General features: G+C 65.7%; 20 protein-coding genes. 11 read left to right on the top strand and 9 right to left on the bottom strand.

Features of this window, described 5'->3' with window-relative positions; translation table 11 throughout:
- Window positions 1-74: 74 nt before the first annotated feature.
- Window positions 75-362, top strand: coding sequence for a GYD domain-containing protein (locus NKH51_RS18025; protein ID WP_254763051.1), 288 nt, complete (start codon window positions 75-77; stop codon window positions 360-362).
- Window positions 363-734: 372 nt separating this feature from the next.
- Here NKH51_RS18025 and metG read toward each other — a convergent pair whose 3' ends face one another.
- Window positions 735-2,891, bottom strand: a complete 2,157-nt coding sequence (gene metG, locus NKH51_RS18020; protein ID WP_254765174.1) for a methionine--tRNA ligase — start codon at window positions 2,889-2,891, stop codon at window positions 735-737.
- Between the two features lie 569 nt (window positions 2,892-3,460).
- The gene (mfnA, locus tag NKH51_RS18015) at window positions 3,461-4,711 is read right to left on the bottom strand and encodes a tyrosine decarboxylase MfnA (protein WP_256527485.1); all 1,251 of its coding nucleotides are present in this window, start codon (window positions 4,709-4,711) and stop codon (window positions 3,461-3,463) included.
- On the opposite strand from mfnA, the gene gatD reads away from it, so the two are divergent.
- The 3 genes from gatD (at window position 4,710) to NKH51_RS18000 (ending at window position 8,600) form a co-directional block, all read left to right on the top strand.
- The gene (gene gatD / locus NKH51_RS18010) at window positions 4,710-5,978 is read left to right on the top strand and encodes a Glu-tRNA(Gln) amidotransferase subunit GatD (RefSeq protein WP_254763049.1); all 1,269 of its coding nucleotides are present in this window, start codon (window positions 4,710-4,712) and stop codon (window positions 5,976-5,978) included. The two genes, mfnA and gatD, sit on opposite strands and share 2 nt — an antisense overlap.
- Window positions 5,979-6,178: 200 nt before the next feature.
- Complete coding sequence (locus tag NKH51_RS18005; RefSeq protein WP_254763048.1) at window positions 6,179-7,345, top strand: MFS transporter; 1,167 nt, start codon at window positions 6,179-6,181, stop codon at window positions 7,343-7,345.
- A gap of 310 nt (window positions 7,346-7,655) precedes the next feature.
- Window positions 7,656-8,600 carry a GNAT family N-acetyltransferase gene (locus NKH51_RS18000; RefSeq protein WP_254763047.1) on the top strand — a complete coding sequence of 315 codons (945 nt, stop codon included), beginning with the start codon at window positions 7,656-7,658 and terminating at the stop codon, window positions 8,598-8,600.
- 5 nt (window positions 8,601-8,605) lie between these two features.
- Here the strand turns inward: NKH51_RS18000 and NKH51_RS17995 are convergent, their stop codons facing one another.
- The 3 genes from NKH51_RS17995 to NKH51_RS17985 are packed head-to-tail and all read right to left on the bottom strand — an operon-like array spanning window position 8,606 to window position 11,470.
- The gene (locus NKH51_RS17995; RefSeq protein WP_254763046.1) at window positions 8,606-8,887 is read right to left on the bottom strand and encodes a ubiquitin-like small modifier protein 1; all 282 of its coding nucleotides are present in this window, start codon (window positions 8,885-8,887) and stop codon (window positions 8,606-8,608) included.
- A 31-nt stretch (window positions 8,888-8,918) separates the two neighbouring features.
- Complete coding sequence (locus NKH51_RS17990) at window positions 8,919-10,205, bottom strand: TrkA C-terminal domain-containing protein (RefSeq protein ID WP_254763045.1); 1,287 nt, start codon at window positions 10,203-10,205, stop codon at window positions 8,919-8,921.
- The gene (locus NKH51_RS17985) at window positions 10,202-11,470 is read right to left on the bottom strand and encodes a DUF8167 domain-containing protein (RefSeq protein ID WP_254763044.1); all 1,269 of its coding nucleotides are present in this window, start codon (window positions 11,468-11,470) and stop codon (window positions 10,202-10,204) included. The genes NKH51_RS17990 and NKH51_RS17985 overlap by 4 nt, the downstream gene beginning before the upstream one ends.
- A gap of 153 nt (window positions 11,471-11,623) precedes the next feature.
- On the opposite strand from NKH51_RS17985, the gene NKH51_RS17980 reads away from it, so the two are divergent.
- From NKH51_RS17980 to NKH51_RS17970, 3 genes are all read left to right on the top strand, one after another.
- The gene (locus NKH51_RS17980; RefSeq protein ID WP_254763043.1) at window positions 11,624-11,851 is read left to right on the top strand and encodes a DUF8015 family protein; all 228 of its coding nucleotides are present in this window, start codon (window positions 11,624-11,626) and stop codon (window positions 11,849-11,851) included.
- A 91-nt stretch (window positions 11,852-11,942) separates the two neighbouring features.
- Window positions 11,943-12,362 (top strand): universal stress protein, encoded by a 420-nt coding sequence (locus NKH51_RS17975; RefSeq protein WP_254763042.1) that lies wholly within the window; start codon window positions 11,943-11,945, stop codon window positions 12,360-12,362.
- A 93-nt stretch (window positions 12,363-12,455) separates the two neighbouring features.
- The gene (locus NKH51_RS17970) at window positions 12,456-13,643 is read left to right on the top strand and encodes an NAD-binding protein (RefSeq protein ID WP_254763041.1); all 1,188 of its coding nucleotides are present in this window, start codon (window positions 12,456-12,458) and stop codon (window positions 13,641-13,643) included.
- Window positions 13,644-13,648: 5 nt separating this feature from the next.
- Here the strand turns inward: NKH51_RS17970 and NKH51_RS17965 are convergent, their stop codons facing one another.
- Both NKH51_RS17965 and deoC read right to left on the bottom strand, forming a co-directional pair.
- Window positions 13,649-15,124 (bottom strand): HPP family protein, encoded by a 1,476-nt coding sequence (locus tag NKH51_RS17965; RefSeq protein WP_254763040.1) that lies wholly within the window; start codon window positions 15,122-15,124, stop codon window positions 13,649-13,651.
- Window positions 15,125-15,199: 75 nt separating this feature from the next.
- Window positions 15,200-15,835, bottom strand: coding sequence for a deoxyribose-phosphate aldolase (gene deoC / locus NKH51_RS17960; RefSeq protein WP_254763039.1), 636 nt, complete (start codon window positions 15,833-15,835; stop codon window positions 15,200-15,202).
- Between the two features lie 380 nt (window positions 15,836-16,215).
- On the opposite strand from deoC, the gene NKH51_RS17955 reads away from it, so the two are divergent.
- The gene (locus tag NKH51_RS17955; protein WP_254763038.1) at window positions 16,216-16,458 is read left to right on the top strand and encodes a hypothetical protein; all 243 of its coding nucleotides are present in this window, start codon (window positions 16,216-16,218) and stop codon (window positions 16,456-16,458) included.
- Between the two features lie 670 nt (window positions 16,459-17,128).
- On the opposite strand, the gene NKH51_RS17950 is transcribed toward NKH51_RS17955, so the two are convergent.
- Window positions 17,129-17,800 (bottom strand): helix-turn-helix domain-containing protein, encoded by a 672-nt coding sequence (locus NKH51_RS17950; protein WP_254763037.1) that lies wholly within the window; start codon window positions 17,798-17,800, stop codon window positions 17,129-17,131.
- Between the two features lie 222 nt (window positions 17,801-18,022).
- On the opposite strand from NKH51_RS17950, the gene NKH51_RS17945 reads away from it, so the two are divergent.
- On the top strand, window positions 18,023-18,226 hold the full coding sequence (locus tag NKH51_RS17945; protein ID WP_254763036.1) for a hypothetical protein: 204 nt from the start codon (window positions 18,023-18,025) through the stop codon (window positions 18,224-18,226).
- Between the two features lie 25 nt (window positions 18,227-18,251).
- The gene (locus NKH51_RS17940; protein ID WP_254763035.1) at window positions 18,252-18,452 is read left to right on the top strand and encodes a HalOD1 output domain-containing protein; all 201 of its coding nucleotides are present in this window, start codon (window positions 18,252-18,254) and stop codon (window positions 18,450-18,452) included.
- Between the two features lie 143 nt (window positions 18,453-18,595).
- Here the strand turns inward: NKH51_RS17940 and NKH51_RS17935 are convergent, their stop codons facing one another.
- A complete protein-coding gene (locus NKH51_RS17935; RefSeq protein WP_254763034.1) occupies window positions 18,596-19,345 on the bottom strand; it encodes a hypothetical protein in 750 nt (249 codons plus the stop codon).
- Window positions 19,346-20,043: 698 nt separating this feature from the next.
- Between NKH51_RS17935 and NKH51_RS17930 the strand changes: the two genes are divergently transcribed.
- Window positions 20,044-21,777, top strand: coding sequence for a SulP family inorganic anion transporter (locus tag NKH51_RS17930; protein WP_254763033.1), 1,734 nt, complete (start codon window positions 20,044-20,046; stop codon window positions 21,775-21,777).
- Window positions 21,778-21,851: the final 74 nt, after the last annotated feature.

Genomic DNA, 21,851 nt, shown 5'->3' with positions numbered 1-21,851 from the left:
CCTCCGACACCAGTCCGACGCTCCCGTCGCTCGCCACGCCAACCGTTTTCCCCGGATCGGCCCTCCGGTCGGACATGCCAACCTACGCAGCCCTCGTCGATCTCGACGACCGCGACGTTCAGAACGCACAGGAATTGGCGTCGATCTGGGGCGAGATCAAAACGGAGTTCGAGCAGCACAACTCGGAGCTGATCGACTCCTACGCCGCCCTCGGACGGCACGACTTCCTGATCGTCTTCGAGGCGGGCGACCGCGAGGCCGCGTTCAAATCGGCCCTGACGCTGCGCCGTCACGGCCTCGAGGGCGAGACGATGGAGCTCGTCGACACCGACGACTTCGCGAATCTGGTCGACGAGATCTGAGCCGGGCGGTCGTCGTCCATTCGACGGGACGACGGCACACCGGACCCGCTACGAGGGCCGCGGCCCGACCCAAGTCGTCACCAGAGGCCGGCGAGGTTCCCGAGCGTGATAACGGAAAACAGCGAGGCGGCGATTACGACCAGCGCTGTCACTTCTCGAGAGCCGAAGCCGGTCGGTAACCGCGAAACCGAGTTCGCTCTCGTTTCCCACCCGACCAGACCTCGAAAGCGCCCATCGCTCTGTGTCATGCGTAGTTGTAACACACCTAGACTAATATGAATATTTGAGGCGAATTGACAGATGGTGGCAAGCGGCGGACGGCGACGCCGGCCACGGCGGCGCGAGCCGCTCGTAGTCCCGAATCTGACGCGTCTATCGGACTTTCTCGCCGACCGCAGCGTCGCCGTGGGTCGTCAGCAGATCCGCCTCTTCGCCGGCCGCGAGGATCATCCCGTTGGACTCGACGCCGAACAGCTCCGCTTTCTCCATGTTCGTCAGCAGGATGCACTTCTCGCCCGGCAGTTCGTCGAGGTCGTGGAGTTGCTTGATTCCCGCGACGACCTGGCGCGTCTCGAAGCCGATATCGACCTCGAGGCGCGCAAGGTCGTCCGCACCCTCGATTCCCTCGGCCGACTCGATCCGGCCGACGCGGATGTCCAGCTCTTGAAAGTCGTCGAAGCCGATCCGCTCGTCGGCGAGCGCCTCGAGGTCGTCGGTGTCCGTCATACCCTCGGCTTCGTCCGCGGCGGTGTCGTCGCTTTCGGTTTCCGCGTCGTCCGATTCGTCATCGCCGGCGGCGGCCTCGACGCGCTCCTCGAGTTTTTCGGTGAGCGCCGCGACGCGGTCGTCCTCGATCTTGCCGAACAGTTCGCCGGGCTCCTCGAAGCGCCGCGGCGGGGCCTCGAGCGCATCCTCGAGGTGGGCGTCCGCGACCGCGCCGTTCTCGCCGAGTTGCTCCCAGAGCCGCTGGGCCTTGTCGGGGGTGATCGGCTCCAAGAGGACGCCGATGGCCTTGGCGATCTGGACGCAGTCGCGGATGACCTGCGCCGCTTTCTCGGGCTCGTCGTCGGTGAGCTTCCAGGGCTCGTTGCGCTGGATGTACTCGTTGCCGAACTGGGCGAGTCGGGTGGCCGCCCGGCCGATCCCGCGGAGGTCGTAGTCGTTGACGCTCTCGCGGGCGTCGCCGATGGCACCCTCGATGCGCTCGCGGACCTCCGCAGAGACGTCCGCATCCGGCGTCCCCTCGTAGTTGCGGTAGGCAAAGAGCAACGAGCGATACCAGAAGTTGCCGACGGTGCCGACGAGTTCGCCGTTGACCTTCTCCTGGAACGCCTCCCACGAGAAGTCGACGTCCTGCTGGAGGCCGCCGGTCGTCGTCAGGTAGTACCGCAGCAGGTCGGGGTGGAAGCCTTCTTCGAGGTACTCTTTCGCCCATATCGCCCGATTCCGGCTGGTCGAGAGCCCCTTCCCGTTGATCGTGATGAAGCCGGTCGCGGCGATCCCGCGCGGTTTGTTGTAGCCCGCACCCTCGAGCATCGCCGGCCAGAAGATCGTGTGGTGCTGGATGATGTCTCGACCGATGACGTGGACGATCTCGCCGTCGCCCTTCCAGACCTGCTCCCAGTCGTACTCGTCCGCGCCGACGCGCTCCGTGTACTGCTTCGAACTCGAGATGTACTCGATCGGCGCGTCGACCCAGACGTAGAGGACGAGATCGCTTTCGTCGGCGGCTTCGCCGCCTCCCTCTCGTTGCTCCTCCGGAGCAACGCTGTCCTCCCCGTCGGCGGTAGGGTAATCGATCCCCCAGTCCATGTCACGGGTGATACACCAGTCCTGCAGGCCGTCTTCGATCCACTGCCGGGGCTGGTTGCGGGCGTTCGAAGTCCCCTCGAGGCCGTCCAGAAAGTCGGTGAGGAACTCCGCGAACTCCGAGACCTCGAAGAACTTGTGGGTCCGCTCGCGGTACTCCGCGGGGTTGCCCGTAATCGTGCTCGTCGGGTCCTCGACCTCGCCGGGCTCCAAGTGGCGCTGGCAGCCCTCGTCGCACTCGTCGCCGCGGGCCTTCGCGCCGCAGTAGGGACAGGTCCCCTCGACGTAGCGGTCGGGGAGGTACTGGTCGGCCTCGGGGTCGTAGGCCACCTGGATCTCCTTCTCGTAGATGTAGCCCTCTTCGTCTAACGTGCGGACGATCTCCTGCGTCAGTTCGGTGTTGGTCGCGTCGTGGGTGTGGCCGTAGTTGTCGAACTCGACGTTGAACTGCGGGAACGTCTCCTCGTACTGTTCGTGCCACTCCAGCGCGAAGTCCTCGGGGTCGACGCCCTCCTGCTCGGCGTTGACGGCGACCGGCGTGCCGTGCATGTCCGAGCCGCAGACGTAGGCCGTCTCCTGGCCCAGCGTCTCGAGCGCGCGGCTGAAGGCGTCTGCACCGATGTACCCCCGCAGGTGACCGATGTGCAGGTCGCCGTTGGCGTAGGGCAACCCGCAGGTCACGACGGCGGGGTGCTCCGTCGGAAACTCGTCGTGGCTCATGGTCGTCACGTTGCGCTCGCGAGCGTAAAACCCGCCGGTTTCGATCGCCCGGCGGCGATCGGTATCGACTCGGAGGACGCTCACGCGCGGTGGCGTGCGCAGAAGGCAGTGAGCGACGAGCGAACGAACCTCGACATCGCGCGAGGTCTTCGCGAACGGCCCGAAAGACGTTCACGCGTCCCGGTTCTGTGTGACCATCCAGCAGCGGTCTCGTCGCCGTTCGTCCGAGGGTACGGTGATAGACCGCCGCAAGCTCGAGCTCGATCAGTCCGGCGACCAGAACGCTCGGACCGGTTCGAGAAGGCGACGGAAGACGGCTACGAGTCGCCGCACCGCGTGTTGCCACGGCGATGGGGTCGACTCGACGACAGAGACGTATTCCTCGGTGTCGGGATTCGAGACGTAGAACCGCGGTCTCGGCGGATCGCCACCCGAAGTTGTCATACCACTATATTGTTTGAGTTGCTATTAAACACGATGCCGGCAGTGGCCGCACCATTGGTAGGGTACAGCCGTACCGATCACGTCGGGGATGTCAAAAGTGCCGAGCAGCGAGGCCCCGATAGCCTCTAATCGTCGCTCACGACGGGCACGCTCGCACGCACCTCGAGCCGATCCAAATCCCCGATGAAGGAGGCCAGCATCTCGCGGGTGACGTGGGGCATGCAGACCACCCGAAGCTCGCCGGTCGCGGTTCTCGAGATGCGCCAGCCCTTGGCGCGCAACGCGTCGAACGTCGATCGGGGCACGTCGGCCGCGACCAGCGGCAGGGTCGGGTCGGCGACCCGGTAGCCGCGCTTCTCCAAGGCGTCGGCGAGCCACTCGGCGTTGTTCTGCGAGCGGACGTACTGGCGGCGGTAGCCCTCGGGCCACAGTTCCTCCATCGCGGCGACGGCGCTGGCGACACCCGCACCCGAGCGGGTCCCGGTCAGGGTCGCCTGCGAGGTCGACTCGAGATAAGGCGTGTCGACGGCGAGTTCGTCGAGCAGGGTGGAATCGCGGACGAGCAGTCCGCCGGCGGGCACCGCGGCTTGGCCCATCTTGTGCGGATCGATGGCCATCGTGTCGATCGCGGCGTGGTCGAAGTGCCAGTCGTAGTCGGTAAACGGGAGCACGAAGCCGCCCCAGGCGGCGTCGACGTGGCACATCGCGTCGACCGATCGCGCAATTTCGGCGAGGTCCGGAATGGGGTCGACGCGGCCGTACTCGGTGGTTCCCGCGACGCCGATCACCGCGGCGGTGTCCTCGTCGACCGAGGCGCGGACGGCCTCGAGATCCGCGCGATGACGGTCGTCGGTCGGCACGATGCGCAGTTCGATGCCGAGCAGGTCGGCGGCCTTCTGGAAGCTGAAGTGGCCCGACTCGGGCATGACGACGTTCGGCGATCGGGTGTCGGCCCGCTCGCGGGCGATTCGGACGGCCTGAATATTGGCCTCCGTCCCGCCGCTGGTGATGTAGCCCGCCGGCTCGTCCATACCGGCGATCTCGCCGAGGAGGGAGACCGCGTCGTCCTCGAGCGCGGAGACGTTCGGATAGGTGCCGGGATCGCCGGGGTTCGTCGCGAGAAACCGCTCGGCCGCGTCGCGCGCCGCCGGGTGAGGTTCCGTACACATCGACGAGAGAACCCGGTCGAACGCTTGCGGCTCGATTTGCATATCACGTATGTACTTCGTCGTCGGTTTATTTGTTGCGTTTAGCGACGTTTCTCGAGAGCGGGGTTTCCCCGCTCGGCCCCGGTCGTGACCGGCGGGTCGGACCGGATCGATCGCGCTCCGCCGAAAGCGTGCCTTCAAGTCCGCCGCCGCGCAACGACGACGCATGAACCCAGGCGACCGCGTCCGCGTCGACCGCGCGGATCGCACGTACGAAGGCGTGTTGCTCCCCTCGAGCACGGACGACCACCTCGTGGTGAAACTCGAGGGCGGCTACAACGTCGGCGTCGACCGCGACGAAGCCGACGTCTCGGTCCTCGCGGAGGACGTCTATGAGATCGACGGGACGGACTCGACGGGGCCCGATAGCGAGGCGGCCGACTCCGAAATCGAGTTCGACGACGACCTGCCGACGATCTCGCTCATCTCGACCGGCGGGACGATCGCCTCGACGGTCGACTACCGCACCGGCGCGGTCACCGCGCAGTTCGACGCCGAGGACGTGCTGCGAGCGGTGCCGGATCTCGCGGGCCGGGCGAACTACCGCGGTCGCGTCGTCGCCAACATCCTCTCGGAGAACATGGAGCCGCCGCTCTGGCGGGACCTCGCCGCGGCCGTCGCCGAGGAGATCGAAGCCGGCGCGGACGGCGTCGTCGTCATGCACGGCACCGACACGATGCAGTACTCCGCGTCCGCGCTTGCCTTCATGCTCGAGACGCCGGTCCCGATCGTCTTCACCGGCTCGCAGCGCTCGGCCGACCGGCCCTCGTCGGACAACGTGATGAACGCCGTCTCGGCCGTCGAGGCCGCGAAAAGCGACTGCGCGGAGGTGCTGGTCTGCATGCACGCCTCCGAATCCGACGACCGCTGTGCGCTCCACCGCGGGACGCGCGTGCGGAAGAACCACACCTCGCGCCGCGACGCCTTCGAGACGGTCGGCGCGGCGCCGCTGGGCGACGTCGATTACGAGACGAGCGACGACGTGACGGTCTCGTTCCGGCGTGACCATCGGGAACGCGGCGCGGTCGACCTCGAGCGCACCCTCGATCTCGAGGCCGACGTGGAACTCGTCAAGTTCACGCCCGGCATGGACCCCGCGTTCCTCGACGTGGTCGAAGGCAGCGAGGGCCTGATCATCGAGGGGACGGGACTGGGCCACGTCCACACCGATCTTATTCCCCGCATCGAGGAGTTGGTCGAGAACGGGACGACGGTCGTCATGACCAGCCAGTGTCTCGAGGGACGGGTCTGCGACCGGGTCTACGATACGGGACGGGACTTACTCGAGGCAGGCGTCGTCGAGGCGGGCGACACGCTCCCGGGGACGGCGAAAGTGAAGTTGATGTGGGCGCTCGAAAACAGCGAAGACGTCGAAGAGGCGATGGGAACGTCGCTGGCGGGCGAGATTCAGGAGCGGTCGGTTCCCTGGGAGTGACGGGGAACTCGAGACGGACCCCGTGAGGAGTTCCCGGATTGATTTTGCCGCATCGATCTCGAGAGTGCCAGAGACCGTTCTCGTACCGCTCCGCGACTACCCGACGAACGGCAAGTACAGAGGCCCTATGTAACGGACTGAGAGGACGTCCCGGTACGTTTGACCGGTATAGCTAATAAACCGTGGTTTGAGTCACCATCATGCTCTCTCGGTTTTGGCGGATCGTACTGACCGTGACTGGGTGGCACATCGCCGCCAGTGTCTGCTATTATGCGATCTACGCTGGCACGCCGCTCTTTCGAGACGCGTTCAGTTTGTCCAGTTTCGAGGTCGGCCTCGTGATTAGTGCACTGACACTCGGCTACGCGGTCTTCTTGTTGCCCTTCGGCGTTGCGACCGATCGGTTCGGAGAACGTCGGACGCTAAGCGCCGGCTTAGCCGGACTCGCATCGGGTGTGCTCCTGGTCGCTGTCGCTCCCACCTACTGGCTGTTTCTGGCTGCCGTCTTTCTCCTCGGTTCGATGTATGGCAGTGCCACGCCGGGGACGAACAAGGCGATTTTCGACCAGATCGACGCGGAACGCCATCACCGTGCGATCGGGATCAAACAGATCGGTCCGACCGTCGGAAGCGCTATCGGCGCCGTTCTCATTACGGGGCTCGCCGGCCGGTTCTTCTGGCAATTCGGATTCCTCGTCGCTGCGGGGGTCGGACTCATAACCACTGTCACGTTCTTTTTCGTGTATCGGAGAGCGTCCCGGGCCGATATGACGTCGCCCGATTTTCGAGGATTGCTATCGAATCGTACGTATCTCGTTCTGTTACCGGCAGGCATGTGTATCGGCGCTGCGTTCTACACGACAACTGGGTACACTGTCCTCTTTATCGACGAATCGATCGGAGCGACCGTCGCAACGGGCGGACTCGTTCTCGCGTCGGTGCAGGCCGTTAATAGCGCTGGCAAGATCGTCGTCGGTACGTTAGCGGATATCCTTCCCGGGACGCCGCGAGCACGAACGGGCGCGATATTGGTCGTTCAGGCGGCGGGTGGTGGCGTGTTGTTTTTGCTGCTTCCGCTGACCACGACGCCGCTCACAGCGGGTCTGGTGTTTGCTTGCCTCGGCGTGTTCGTCCTCGGTTCAACTGGGCTGTACTACTCCTGTATCTCGACACTTGTCAGCGACGAAAAACTTGGAGCGGCTTCGGCCGCGGGCCAGTTGGCTATGACCGTCAGCGGGTTGTTCGCACCACCGACGTTCGGATACCTCATCGATGCGAACGGGTACGGAGTCGCTTGGGCGTTCTTGGCGGGTCTGTCGTTCGTGGCCGCCGCACTTGTCCTGTTGGTGGTCTTCGAGATCGTGTGATTCTCTCGCCGCATTAAGTAAGCATATGTAGTGAACAGATAGCCCAGGTGAAAAGAACGCCAGGAGATTGTTCTATGACTTCCTCACATCGATTTCGATTACGGAGAAAAGCGGTCTACTCGCGCTGGCGGCAGGGGATAGCCACGCCCTCGCCAGCCGATTCGCTCGTTCGCTCGGAGGCTCGCAAAGACCTCGCACGCAGTCGTCAGGCGGTTCGCCATCGGCTCCATCGCTCGTCAGCGCGCGCCACTGCCACTCCTGCGAAGCACTTTCCCGACGGACCGCATGAGATGCTATCGTTCACCGACCGATGCCAGCTAACGCAGACGCGGACCCGTCCATCGAGATCCGCCGCGCAACCCACGACGATTACGAGGCCGTCGCCGACTTCACGAGCGACATCTGGCCCGAACGCGGCGGCGACTACATCCCGCGGATCTACCACGATTGGCTCGAGGACGCGTCGGGCCGAGGCAAGAAGACCTTCCTCGCTGAGGTCGACGGCGAGGCCGCGGGCATCGTCCAGGGTGTCATGCTCTCGCCGGATGAGGCCTGGTTCCAAGGGATGCGTGTCGCGGCGGACTATCGCCGACAGGGTGTAAGCCGACGGCTGAACGAGGCGACCTTCGAGTGGGGCCGCGAGCAGGGTGCGACCGTCGGCCGGGTGATGGTCTTCTCGTGGAACGCGGTCTCGCTGGGCGCGGCGCGAGCCAGTGGCTACGAACCGGTCACCGAGTTCCGGTTCGCCCACCCGGAGCCCGATCCCGACGCCACGGGACCGTATCGCGTCTCGAGCGACCCCACCGCGGCCTGGCGGTACTGGACCCACAGCGACGCGCGCGAGCACTTGGACGGGCTGGGGCTCGCCCCCGAGGAATCGTGGGCCGTCCGCGAACTCACTCGCGACGATTTCGAGCGGCTGGCCGACGAGACGGCCGTCTTCGCCGTCGAGAGCGACGGCGGGCTCGCGGGCGTCGGTTACAGAACCCGGACCGTCGAGCGAACGGCCGACGAGACCGATTCGGACGAGACGGAGACGTGGGCCGAGTACGGCCTCGGCGCGTGGGACGGCGTCGACGCCGCGCGCTCGCTGTTCGCCGCGGTCGCCAGGGACGCGGCCACGCTCGAGGCCGACGAGACTCGCATCGCGATCCCCGAGACCGCACGATTCGTCACCGACGCCGCCGCGACGGGAGCCGATCTCTCCGAAGAACCGGATTTCGTATTGGGGATCGATCTGACTGGAGACCGGTGAAAAACCTATCCACCGCTGACCGGCGGGAACAGCGCTAATTCGTCGTCCTCCTCGAGCACCGTCTCCATCCCCTCTTCCTCGACGAGCACGTTCGTTCCGTTCCGTAACACGTTGATCTGCGAGCGCAGTTCGCCGTCTTCGAGCACGCGGCCCTCGAGATCGGGCCGGTCCGCGACGAGTTGCTCGAGGGCGTCGCCGACGGTGTCGCCGGCCCCGGCGTCGACGGTCACGTGTTTGTCGCCCGCGCGTTCGGCGAGGTCGGCGAACAGCTTCCACTCCGTGGGCATACGTGGCGCTATCGGTGCCGGCGGCAAGTAGCTACCGCTCTCGCGGCCGTTCCGGCTCGCGTTCGAGGTCGGAGTCGGCGTTAGAGCCGCCGGCACCGTCCGACTCCGCTCCCTGATCGGCAGAAGCGGGCTCGTCCTCCTCGTCGTCCCGAGTCACGACCAGCGTTCGCTCGGTCACTCGGCGCAACGCGTCGGGTCGGCCGAGAACGTACGCGGTGTCGCCGGCCGCGAGTCGAACGTCGCCGGCCGGCAGCGCAAGCGTCTCGTCGCCGTCGTCTCCCTCGCGCTCGAGGGCTACCACGAGCACCGGCAACGCGTCGATCGCTACGCCCGCGAGCGGATCGTCGGGCTCGACGGCGACGGTCGTCACGGTCTCGTCGGCCGCCCGGAGCAGAGAGACGAGGTCGCGCTCGGCGTCCGGGCTACCCGGCAGCGTGACGAGCCGATACTCCCGGTCGGGCTCGAGGTCGCGGGCGTCGTCGGCGTCCAGCGCGACGGTCACCACGTCGTCGGCGCTCGCGCGCAGTTCGCCGCCGGCGACCCGTTTGGCGGTCCCGCCCTCCTCGTCGCGCGTCCAGATGCGCACCGCGTCGCCCGGGCTGGCGTCGGCCGCCGGATCGGCCTCGAGCGCGACAGCGACGGTGCCCGGCGCGAGCGTCGGGCCGATCCCCGCCTGTCGGCCCCCGACCGCGAGGTAGTCGATCGTCCCGTCCACTTCGAGATCGACATCGACGTGGCCGACCCCGAAGTCGCGCTCGAGGCGGGCGATCAGCCGCTCGCGGAGCTGATCGACGGTGAGTCGACGCGGGAAGAGCAAGGTCTGGCCGGCGAGCTCCGCTTTGACCGACTCGTCGACGGGATCGTAGCCGTCGATGTCCGCGATTTCGTCGGGGAGATCGACGGTGATCACGCGGCCGGCCGACCGGACGAGCTGGGTGACTTCGGTGATCGTCCGCGGCGTTGCGACCATGAACACGTCCCGGGCGAGGAAATCGCCCAGCCGCCGCCCGGCGTCGGCGGCGATCGCGCTGGCGGCGAACGCCCCGACGGTATAGACCGCGGTACCGGGCTCGAGCAGCCCCGTATCGTCGAGAATCGCCTGCTGCAGCGCGGTCTGGGTGTTCAACAAGAGGGCGACGACCGTGACCCCGACGAGGACGGCGACCCCGTCCGCGATTCCGGTGGCGCTGTACCAGCGGTAGGTAACGGCCGCGACGGCCGCCGCGACGGCCGAAAGCGCGGCCAGGCCGGCGATCCGGACGATCGCCGTCGCCAGCGTCTCCGTCGAGATCGCCTGCGCGAGAACGGGCTCGATCATCGTGCGATCGCCTCCACGAAGGCCTCTATCGGCTCCTCGGGACCCGCGACGAAGGCCTCGTCGCCGGCCTCGAGTCGGCGTTCGATGCCGGGGCCGAACACCCAGCCGTGGCGGCGGCCGCCGGTCTCGCTGCCCTGGCGTCGCACCGCGAGGACCGTCACGTCCGTGGCCGAGGCGGGCGTGGCCACGTCGTCCGCCTCGACGCCCGCGCCGGCCGCGCCGACGGTGAGTCGGCGAACGGCGTACCCCTCGCGTTTGACCAGCGAGAACGCCTCGAACTCGCGGCTCGTGCCGCGAGAGCGGACGACGAGCCGCGGCGAGTCGGCCTCGAGTATGGCCTTCACGTCCCGGCGCGCAACGGCGAGGGTGACCCGTCCCGGCCCGCCGGCGGTCGCCGCGTTCGGCTTGGGCTCGGAAACGGCGAGCTCTGCGTCCTCGCCGCCGTCGGTGGCCGCGACATCGTCGTCCGCGGACGCCTCGAGGGTGGGCGCGGCCCCCTCGTCGTCGATCTCGGTCCGGGCGCTCAGCACCGTCCCGGTAATCGAGCGCTCGCCCGTTCGGACGGCCACCTCGTCGCCGCGAGCCAGCCCCGTCGGGACGAGCGTCGCGATCGAGACGGCACGCTGGCTCCCCGTAACGCGCCGCGAGAGGCTACCCGACGGCGGCGCCGCCGCGATCGTCGCCCGGGCGCGCTCGCTGATCGCGACATCGACGTCCGCGAAGTCGTGATCCGTCCGGAGCCGTTCCTCGAGGCGAGCCTCGAGTTCCGAGAGCGGGAGATCGGCGGGGAGCCGCCAGGAGCCGGACTTGAGGGTGCGCCGGAGGGCGGGCGACAGCGGCGGATATCCCTCCATGTCCCGGATCTCGCCGGTCGGCCGGACGGTGACCTGGCCGACCGCGCCGACGAGTTCGACCACGTCGGCCGAGAGGGTCCGCTGGCGGAGGCGGGTAAAGGAGAGCCGGCGAGGGAGCTCCGAGCCGAGTTTGTCGCCCTGGCTGTGGGCGTAGAGCGCGAGCATGAGCACGACGAGCACGGCGACCAGCAGCCGCGGCGACTGGGCGATCGTCGGTTCGACGAGACCGAGCAGGCCACCCTGGACGCTGGCGATCGACAGCGCGAGGACGACGACACCGAAGCCGGGGAGGGTGACGCCCGTGAAGTAGCGCACGAGAAAGCCCAGCGAGCCGGCGACGAACGCGGGGACGATGCCGGTCAGGAGACCGAGATAGAGGCCGAGCAACACTTCGACCGGAAGCGATGGCATTGTCGGGCAGTGGCGCGGAAGCGTTAAATTTGCACCGACGGACCGCCGCGGCGGACAGCGCTCGAGAGGGCGCCGAACCCCCGACGGCGATCGACGGTGCGGGCGTCGGGGTCCGGGAGCGAATTTTTGCTTGCTGGGCACGTATGACCCAGTATGCGACTCTCGATCCAGTACTACGATCTGATCCTCCTCGGGATTCTGGCGAGTCTGGTGCTCGGGTTCGCCGCCGGGGCCCTCACGGCGCTCTCGACGGCAGTCACGGTACCGGCGGCGGCGCTCATCGGTATCGCGCTGATCTACCAGACGATCTTCCTGCGCGGACCGGTGAGTTCGACCGACGACCTCACCGAGGAGGTCCACGAGATCGAACTACCGAAGTGACCGCCCTCGACCGCCGACGAGGCGCGAGCGACCGCCGACCGAAACCGTTCGCGGGAGTGACCTTTATCCGGGAACTCGACGTAGCGCCAGTATGCTCTCTCGCGTTCTCGTCCCGATGGACGGCTCCGAGATGTCCGAGCGCGCGCTCGAGTACGCGCTCGATAACCATCCCGACGCATCGATCACGGTCCTCACCGTCGTCGGTGAGCCCTCGGTCATGATGGGCGGAGCGATGAGTATCGCCTTCGAAGACGACATCGAGGAGGCCGCAGAGGAGCGCGCCGAGTCGGTCTTCGAGCGTGCCCACGAGGTGGCCGCCGAACACGACGCCGAGATCGACACCGTCGTCGCGGTCGGCCGGCCCGCGCGGGCGATCGTCCGCAGGGCCGACGACTACGAGACGATCGTGATGGGCAGCCACGGCGGCGATATGATCGATCGGCTGTTCATCGGCGACGTCGCGGATACCGTGTTCAAGCGCGCCTCGGTGCCGGTGACCGTCGTCCGCTGATCGCGTTCGAGCCCGAAGTCGATGGTCAGGGCAGTCCGAGTCGGATCGGGACGAGACGAAGACGTTTAACTAACCCGACGCTCAGCGGAGTGTATGGTCGGCGACCGGTCGTTTCGAGAACGATTGCCCGAGAACTGGCGGCGAGTGTTGACGACGCGGGCGGCCGTCATCATCGTCTTGCTGGTCGCGCTGCTCTCGGTCGCCACCGCGGTGCTTCACATCGGTGCCCAGGACGTCTCGGGGCCCCTCGAGGGGTACGTCCCCGAAGCGGTCCAGGCGGCCGCCGGCTTCACCGGCGCGCTCACCGGCTTCATGATGGTCGGCAGCGCGCTCGCGCTCCGTCGCGGGCTTCGAGCCGGCTGGTGGGCGACGCTGCTGCTTCTGCCGCTGACCGCGGCTCAGGGATTGCTCCAGACGAGCCGATACTCGCTCCCGCTGATCGTCCTCTCGCTGGTCGCGATTCCGATCCTGCTGCTCACGCGAAACCGGTTTACCAAGCCGATCTCGCTGACCACGACCCAGATCGCGGCCGGCGCGGCACTGGTGGGCGTCCAGTTGTACGGCACCATCGGCGGCTACGCCCTCCGGGAGCACTTCGACGAGATCGAGACCATCCTCGACGCCTTCTACTTCACGCTGATCACCTCGAGTACGGTCGGCTACGGCGACGTGACGCCGAACACGGGGTCAGTCCAAGGGATGCTCTTTACCATGTCCGTGCTCGTACTGGGCGTCGCCAGTTTCGGTATCGCCATCGGGGCGCTCGTCGGCCCGCTGATCCAAGACCGCATCTCGAAAACGCTCGGAAGAATGACCGAATCAGAACTTCAACTGCTCGACGAGCACATCCTCGTGCTCGGCTACGGCGAACTGACTGAACCGATCGTCGACGAACTCGCGGAGACCGGCCGCTCGTTCGTCGTCGTCACCACCGACCGCGAGGCCGCGTCGGCGCTGACCGCCCGGGACGTGCCGGTCGTCACCGGCGACCCGAGCGACGACGACCCCCTTCGGCGCGCGAAGATCGACCGCGCGGCCGCGATCCTCGTCGCGACGAACCACGACGCCGAGGACGCGCTGACGGTGCTCACCGCGCGCGAACTCGCGCCGACGACTCGTATCGTCGCCGCCGCGACCGACCGCGAGAACGTCCAGAAGCTCGAGCGCGCCGGCGCTGACTCGGTGATCAGCCCCGCACAGCTCGGCGGCCACCTGCTGGTCCAGTCGGCGCTTGGCAGCGACGAGACCGCGCTCGTCGATCGCATCCTCGAGAGCGAGTAGCGCGGCTACCGGTGGCGACCCCGGTGGACGATCGCCACGTCGCTCTCGAGGTCCCGGAGCTTGCGGAACGTCGGCGGCGAGACGAACCGCGAGGCGGCCGACCGATCGGTGCTCGAACCGACGAAACAGACGTCGTACCGGGGCGCGGCCCGCGAGAGGTAGGACTCGACCGAGGCGGTGGCGACGTGGGTCTCGAAGGGGCCCGAGAAGGCGTCGACGAGAGCCGCCAGCGTGTTCTCGGCCTGCCGACGGCGCGACTCGTCGTCGATGCAGGTACAGACGCTAACCGTGCGACCGGTCTCGGTCACCCGGATCGCGAAGTCGAGCATCGCGCGGGCGGTGTCGCCCGCTCCTCGAACCGCGACGAGGCTCTGTCGCCACCGCCGGCGCTCCTCGCTCGAGCGGAAGGCGATGACGTCGATTTCGCTCTCGAACAGCCCCCGGATGAACGACGAGAGCGCGCCGCGGTCGTCTTCGGCGTAGGGGGCGACGATGAGGTCGCAGTTCTGTCGGCGAGCGGTCTCGAGGACCAACTTGGCCGAGAGTCCGCCGTCAGCGGCGACGACGACCTCGCAGGGAACGTCGTACGTCGACTCGAGGTCAGCCGCGAGCGACTCGAGGCGGTCGGCGGCGTCGCTCGCCGCGCGTTCGGCGGCGGTCGCTACGCTCTCGCCACCGTCGGCGCTGGTCTGTGCGTCGATCACGTCGACTGAGTCCGTAGACGCGTCGCGTTCGGCCGACTCGGTGTCGCCCTCTCCGACGGCCGCCTCGTCGATGATGTCGAAGAGGACGACTTTTCCGGCCTCGTGTGCGCCGGCGATCGACGCGGCAAAGCGCGCGACCGTCTCGCCGCCGTCGTCCATCGGCACGAGGACGTGGTCATCGCCGCCGGTCGTCCCGTAGAGATAGCGGGCGCGCTGTTGGTAGAAGTGGCGCCGCCAGAGGACGAAAGCGCCCGCGACGAACGAACTCGAGACGATGATCCCGAGGACGTAGGCGAGCTGTGCGTTTCCGGTGACGAGCACGAGCAAGGCGGTCGAGAAGGCCGTCGGCTCCTCGAGATCGAGCGCCCAGGTGCAGACACCGGTGAGGAAGACTCCGACGGCGGCACCGGACGCGCTGATCGTCCCGGCGGGGAGCCCGATCGCACTCGTGAGCGCGAGCGCGAGCCAGCCACAGAGCGCCCCGACGGTCATCCCGCCGACGAACTTCCCCGGCGTCGAGTACTTCCCCTCGGGATCGGCAAAGAGCGTGTACGTCCCGGAGGCAAGCGGGGGAAAGAGCAGGAACGAGATCGCCGCCGTCACGTTCGCAAGCCACGTCACCGCGGCGATCAACAGCGGCACGAACACGAGCACCGAGAGATGCAGGAGGTTGCCCGTGTGCTCGAGCCACCGGCGGAAGGCGTCGAGTTCGCGTCGTTCGAGCCGTCGGAGCCGTCTCGCGACCGCGCGAACGCGCGCCCGAACTTCCTCGCGCATCGATCTTCCTAAAACGTGATTCGGGCGCACCCAAAACTGTTCGGCTTTGCGAGGCCCGTCGGCGCGCTCTCGAGCTTACTCCGGCGCGCCCGCGAGGATGGCGACGCCGCTCGAGGCCCCGATCCGGTCGGCGCCCGCCTCGAGCATGGCGACGGCCTCGTCGTAACTGCCGATGCCGCCGCTGGCCTTCACCGGGAGGTACTCGCGCATGAGTTCGACATCGTCGACGGTCGCACCCCCGTCGGCGAACCCCGTCGAGGTTTTGACCATCGCCGCGTCGGCCGCGACGGCGGCCTCGCAGGCGCGGCGCTTTTGTTCGTCGGAGAGGAGCGCGGTCTCGAGGATGACCTTCACCGGGATCGGCACCGCGGCGACCAGTTCTGCGAGTTCGGCCCTGACGGCGTCGTGTTCACCCGCCTGCAGGCGACCGACGTTGAGCACCACGTCGAGTTCGTCCGCGCCGGCTTGCCACGCCACCACGCCTTCGCGGCGCTTGATCTCGTGGCTGTGCTGGCCGTGGGGGAAGCCGACGACCGTCACGAGGGTCACGTCGGGGGCGTAGTCGGCCGCCTCTTCGACGGCGTACGGCGGAATACAGGCGTTCATGCCGTATTCCTGGGCTTCGTCGAGGACCGTCCGCACGTCGGCCGGCGTCGTCTCCGGGCCGAGGACGGTGTGGTCGATCAGGGGTGCGAGTTCGCTGCGGTCCATACGCGGGCCGACTCCGCGACGGGTCAAAAGCCGCCCGGTTATTTCACGGCTCGACGACGGGGTTGGGTCTCCGGCCTCAAGCGGCCCGTCGTCGCTCCCTTTCGGATCCCCGCCCGTAGATATCGGCCGATTTCCAGTAGGTATAAGTTCAACTGATATGAATTATTCGCTGGAAGTCAGCTCCAGCGAGGCGTGCGCAAACGCCCGGGTGCGGAGACACCCGAGCCTGGCTTCCAAACGCGGACCCGTTTGCAAGCCATGTTTCGCTTACTGCCACCGAGACATAAACGTCTCGCACGACGACAGTATCGCCTCCGCGTACCGACAGCGCCTGCGCTCGAGTCGCTGCCCTCCCCGCGAACTCGCGTCCGGAGGGGTCCATGAGCGACGACGAATCAGCCGAGAGCGACACCGACTCGGCCGCCACCGACGACCTGACCGTCGACGCCGACTCGGTCGCCGCCAGTGTCGCGCCGAGGGGTCGACGGTCAGTGCCGTGCCCGCACTGTGACACCCCGATCGCGCTGGTCGTGAGCTACGGCCCGACGACCCACGAGGCGAGTCCGTGCGGGTGTCGGGTCTCGACGGGGGTGCTCGAGGGGACCGGAGATCGGTCCGAGTGAGGCCGAGTGTGTGACGGAATCGGTCGCGTCTATCAGTGTCGATGCCAGCAGTAGCGCGTGGCCGGATACGACACGCGACTGCGCCTCGAGAACCGGCTTGCGTTGCGTACGTGGTGATCGCTCAGTACAGTTGGAGCAGTTACCGCATCGCCCACCTATATTTCAAGCATCTGTCAATCATCGGCTGCTGACTATCGAGCGCGTGTTCAACGGAAAAGACGCAGTCATCTTCGAGAGCGGCAGAACGTATCGTGAGGGAGACATCCCCTGTTGTCGCTGAGTAACCGAACTATCGGTTCGATCTCTTCCCAGTTCGGCCCCTTTACGATACTCCCATGTTCCCGATCCCACACGATGTAATCCATCTCTTCGAGTTTCGGCAGATGCGTATGAACACGTTGCAACTCTCGTTTCTCGTTCTCTCGCGTATCGGTCGTCGTCGCGGCGACTGGTTGGCCCACTGGGTTGTGATCCAGAAGTTCCAAAAGGATCTGCCGCCGCGTTTGGTCTCCGAGGGCCCCAGCAATGTTGTCAAATCCCATACTCAGTTTCCTGTTCGTATACAGGCGTGCTACACGTGTCCGTTCGTTGCATGGTGGACAAGGTCGCTGACCAATACCACCCGGCGTAGCGTCTTCTCTCTGGTATGAAGCGTCCAGGAGTTCTTGATCTACTCGAATTTCTCGTCGAGTTCCTCTTCCATTGCAATGAGCGTGTTTTCAGTGAGTGTTACAATCGCCCGCCGTAGTCGCTCTGTGACGGCCTGATCGGAAATATCGAGGTCGGTTGCCAAATCCTGCGTCGACATTCGGCGGGGGATCGAATAGTACCCACCCTGAACGGCGCGCATCAGCGTTTCACGTTGGGCTTCCGTCACCCCGTACCACATCCCCGTTCCTGGGCGGACGGGATTGTAAATGCGTCCGACTTCGAGGGGAATGTGGGCGTTCGAACAGTATTCCTGAAAATCGCTGAGTGCCCCGTGAGTGGGAAAGCGAATCTCGAACTCCCACGCGTTGAGCGTCCCAGTTGCCCCCAGAAGTTGTCCCCCCAGATCGATAACTCCCTGTAAGAATACGTCCCGGCTGACGTCCCAGTCCAGCGAGTACAACCGCTCGCCGTCGTGGCTCGTCACCTCGACAATGTGTTCGACCGACGGATGATTCGAAACGTTTTGCTCGAAAGCTTCTCGAACCTCGTCGTTCACGGACAAGAATGGAACGGCTTTTTCGCCCAGCGGAACCATGTTTTCGAGCTCGACCGTTCCGCTCTCTTCCAGTTCGAGGATCCGGCCGAGTTCGAACGATGTGGGCGGGATCCGAAGGTGCACAATAACTGCCATTCCTTGCTAGAGAATGGAGTTCGAGATGGGTAAATATGGGCAGCATGGTACACCACCCTCGAAAACACAGCATGGTGTACCATGCAGAACGGCAGTCATATAGGTGTGGCTCCCTTCCGAACGATGGACCGAACGCCCTGCGCGAAGTGTGACCATGGTGGTGCAAAGATGGTCGTGGCTTAGCACTCCTCTCTTCGGGTCGAAGGCTGTGGCCCATCTTCCATGACACGTACGCAACTCGATGACGTTTCGATTACCAGTGCCGACGAATTCGAATCGATCCTCGCCGAGGCAGTCGAGAAGGCCATCGAGGCAGAGGTAGACGTCCGCGGTGCCTGGGAGTTTCGAACGCGAGGATCGACCCACGATTGGGAGGTGCAAATCACCGAACTGGCCAAAGACGCCGACCAAGAAGAGGAAGCGTAGCGTCCCGATGGAGTCCGTTGAATCAGTGAGTCTTGCAGACGTGATGACTGTCGCAAAGCGAGAGTGGGTCACTCCCGAGGAGTTGTGGCTGCTGCACGACGTTGTCGATCCGGACGCGCTTGACGCATTGTGTACCGCCGCTGAAATCTCGGTCACGTTTCCGTACGAACGGTCTCTCGTCACCGTCACCGCGGACGAGTCGATCTCTCTCGAAAAGCACTCCTGAGTCAGATGCACGGTCCGAAATGAGTCCTGTGGCAAGCCATTCTCCCGACTTCGACATCATCGAGATGGGGTTCGACGATCGAACAACCCGAGCGGTCGTTCACTGGTGTCGGTAGCCGACCGACGGTACAGCGGGGTGCGCAGTCAGGGAATCTCCGAAATCGTCCCGGTTTCGAGGTCGCCGTCGACGACGTAGACGGTAGCACCCACCGATTGCTGCCGTCCGCCGTCGACCGTCGCGCGCGTCTCACCGTCGAGAGTGACGGTGATGTCGTACTCGGTCGCCTCGGTACGCTCGAGACGGCGTTCGATACCCGCCTCGCCGTCGATCGTGTGAGACGCCTCGAGTATCGGTTCGTCGCCCGACGCTGCGGGGTCAGTCACGACGACCGTCAGGTCGTGTTCGACGTCGTCGAAGTTGACGCACAGCAGGCTGTAGCCGTCTTCCCGTCCGATTCGCGACTCGATGGCGTTCCGACCGACTCGCGAGGCGGTGACGCGCTGGACCCGCGTCTCGGTGACGCGATAGGCGGCAACGTCGAAGGCCGCCGGCGGACGGTCAGCTGTCCAGTGGGACGTGGTGACGCTGCCGCCACAGAGCGTCAGCGCGTACGACCCGGACGCGGTTTCCCCGTCGAAAACGGCGTTGCAGGCGATGTCGATGGACTCAAGGGAACCCCACTCGGGATCCTCGTGGATCGAGAGCAGCCGGTTGTGCTGTGTGACCGTCTCGTACTCTTCGACGAAGCCAACGACCGACTCGGGCGTTCGCCGTTCGGGGAGTTCCGGGTACGGTTTCGACTCGAGGGCTGTTTCTCGCTCTTCGTAGAAACACCCGCCCAGCCCCAGTATCGAGCCCGCACCAGCCGTCTCGATGAGCCGCCGCCGGTTCATGAAAGACGATAAATTGACTGCAATTAAATGTGTTTCCCAAGCGCAAACCCCGATTACAGCGATCGATAGCCCGGTTGCTCCACACCCCGCACGGAAAAGCAGACACGGTGACTCGGTCGTTGAGTCAGTGTGCTCGGCGTCCTCGGTTCGATTCTGAGAGGACTCCGCTCGCTGACTGACATCAGCTGAGTCGGTTCATCGGTGCCGGTCGAAGGGATAACTCACACTGCCGGCGAGCGCGTTCCCTCGAGAGACAGGCTTCGGATGATGGGGGCCGGACCGTGCTGTGAGCGGCAGTCCAGACGGACAATGGCCAATACCGAGAAAGAGGAGTCCCTGCTGTGGGGGCGGACAGCGCAGCGTGAAGCAGGCGCGTTCGTCAGACGCCCCACACTGTCCAGCCGTCAATACAGTACTCCAAGTTGTCAGCCCCGTATTATGTAGGTTGCCGACATACGGTCGCTCGAGCGGGGGGAATAGCCACTGTGGCCCACGCAGAGAGGAAGACGCTGCCTCGTACCGTGTCGGCAGTAGCAGTCGAAACGCGGCAGCGATCGGGACCGGATCGGCGGCCACCAAGAACGAACCGTCGTGATGGTCGACGCGTTCTCCGGACGGCCGAAGCAAGCGTCTCGGGAGATGCCCGAAGCGGATTCCCAAACACCAGCGAGAGTACCACGGTCAGGAGGTGAGTTTCGGTGTCAACAGAACGTCTCACGGAACGAATCGCCCGACGATGTTCGTCGGCTCTCCCGGTGCTCGAGTGGCTACCTCGGTACGACGCGTCGTGGTTCCGACCGGATGTCGTCGCGGGAATTACCGTCGCGGCGTCGGTCATTCCCGAAGGATTGGCGTACGCGTCGCTGGCGAACTTGCCGCCGGAGACCGGCCTGTACGCCGGATTGCTGGCTGTGATCGCCTACCTGTTTCTCGGTACGTCTCGGCAAGTGATCGTCGGGCCGACCTCGGCGCTGGCGATCCTGCTCGCGAGCGGCGTCGGTGCGGTTGCTGGCGGAACCGGCGCCTCGTACGCATCACTCGTCGTCGTGACGACGATCCTCGTCGGCGTCTTCGCAGTTATCGCGTGGGCGTTTCGGTTGGGGTTTCTCGTCCACTTCATCTCGGGGTCGGTGCTCACCGGATTTTCCGCCGGAGCGGCGCTGTACATAATGTCAACGCAACTCAACAAGCTGGTCGGTATCGAGAGCAGCGCGTCGACCTCCGCCTTCGGGCAAACGTTCTTTGGGCGGCTATGGTACACCGGGAGCCATCTCGCCGAGGCGAACCCCGAGACACTCGTCGTCGGCGTTGCTGGCATCGTACTGTTCGTCCTCGGAGAACGGTACGTGCCGCGAGCCCCGAACGCGCTCTTCCTCGTCGTCCTCTCCATCGCGCTCATGTCGGTCACGGATCTACAGGCCCGCGGTGTCGACATCGTCGGGTCGATTCCGAGCGGCCTCCCCTCGCTGACGGTTCCGGCGATTCCATCTATCTCGACGCTCGGCTCCCTCGTCCCGGTCGCGGCATCGTTGTTCCTTCTGTCGTACGTCCAGGGAATCGGCGCGGTCGAGACGTTCGCCAGACGTCACGACTACCGAGCCGACGCGAATCAGGAGTTGCTGGCCGACGGCGTCGCCAACCTCGCCGCCGGTCTCGGCGGCGGGTTCGCAGTCGGTGGCAGCATGTCTCGATCGGCGCTTAACGACGCCGTCGGCGGGAAGACGCAACTCACGAACGCGGTCGTCGCTCTCGTTCTCGTCGTCGTCTTGCTCTTTCTCACCGGTCTATTCACGCTACTCCCGGAAACGGTTCTCGCGGCGATCGTCATCGTCGCCGTCTCGGGGCTGATCGACCCGAGCGCACTCCAGCAACTGTACCGCGTGAGCAAAAGCGAGTTCGCCATCGCGATGGCGGCCTTGCTCGGGGTCCTCACCGTCGGGATGCTCTGGGGCGTCTTCGTCGGAGTTGTCCTCTCGCTGCTGGTCGTGGTTTCTCGAGCCAGCCGTCCGATAACGCACGAACTCGGTCGGATCGCCGGGACGGACCATTTCGTCGCGCTCGAGTTATATCCGGCGGCGACGACCACGACGGACGTGTTCGTCTACCGCGTCGAAGCCGAACTGTTCTACGCGAACGCAGCGCGGGTTCGGAACGATCTCCTCGAGCGACTCGCAAAGCGCGATTCCGACGTCGAACTGGTCGTCTTCGATCTCACATCGTCGCCGACGGTCGACTTCGGAGCCGCACAAATGGTGGAGAAACTCCACGGAACGCTCGAATCACGTGAAATCGACCTCCGTTTTTCGGGGGCCGACGCCGAGGCCGTCGAACTGTTCGAAGCGACGGGACTCGCGGCGAGCGTTGGCGGTGTGAACGCCGAGGAGCCGGTCGACGACGTCATCGACCGCTGGAGAGCGGAGCGGTCGTCCTGACAGGGAGGGCGCGTTTCGCATCGACAGTGCGGCGGGCCGATGTCCGTCAGGGTCGGTCCTGACGCGACCACACG

The organism is Natrinema marinum (genome assembly GCF_024296685.1).
In the GTDB taxonomy this organism is placed as follows: Archaea; Halobacteriota; Halobacteria; order Halobacteriales; family Natrialbaceae; genus Natrinema; species Natrinema marinum.
Note: the sequence above shows the minus strand (reverse complement) of the source record. Positions and strands in the feature narration are given on the sequence as shown.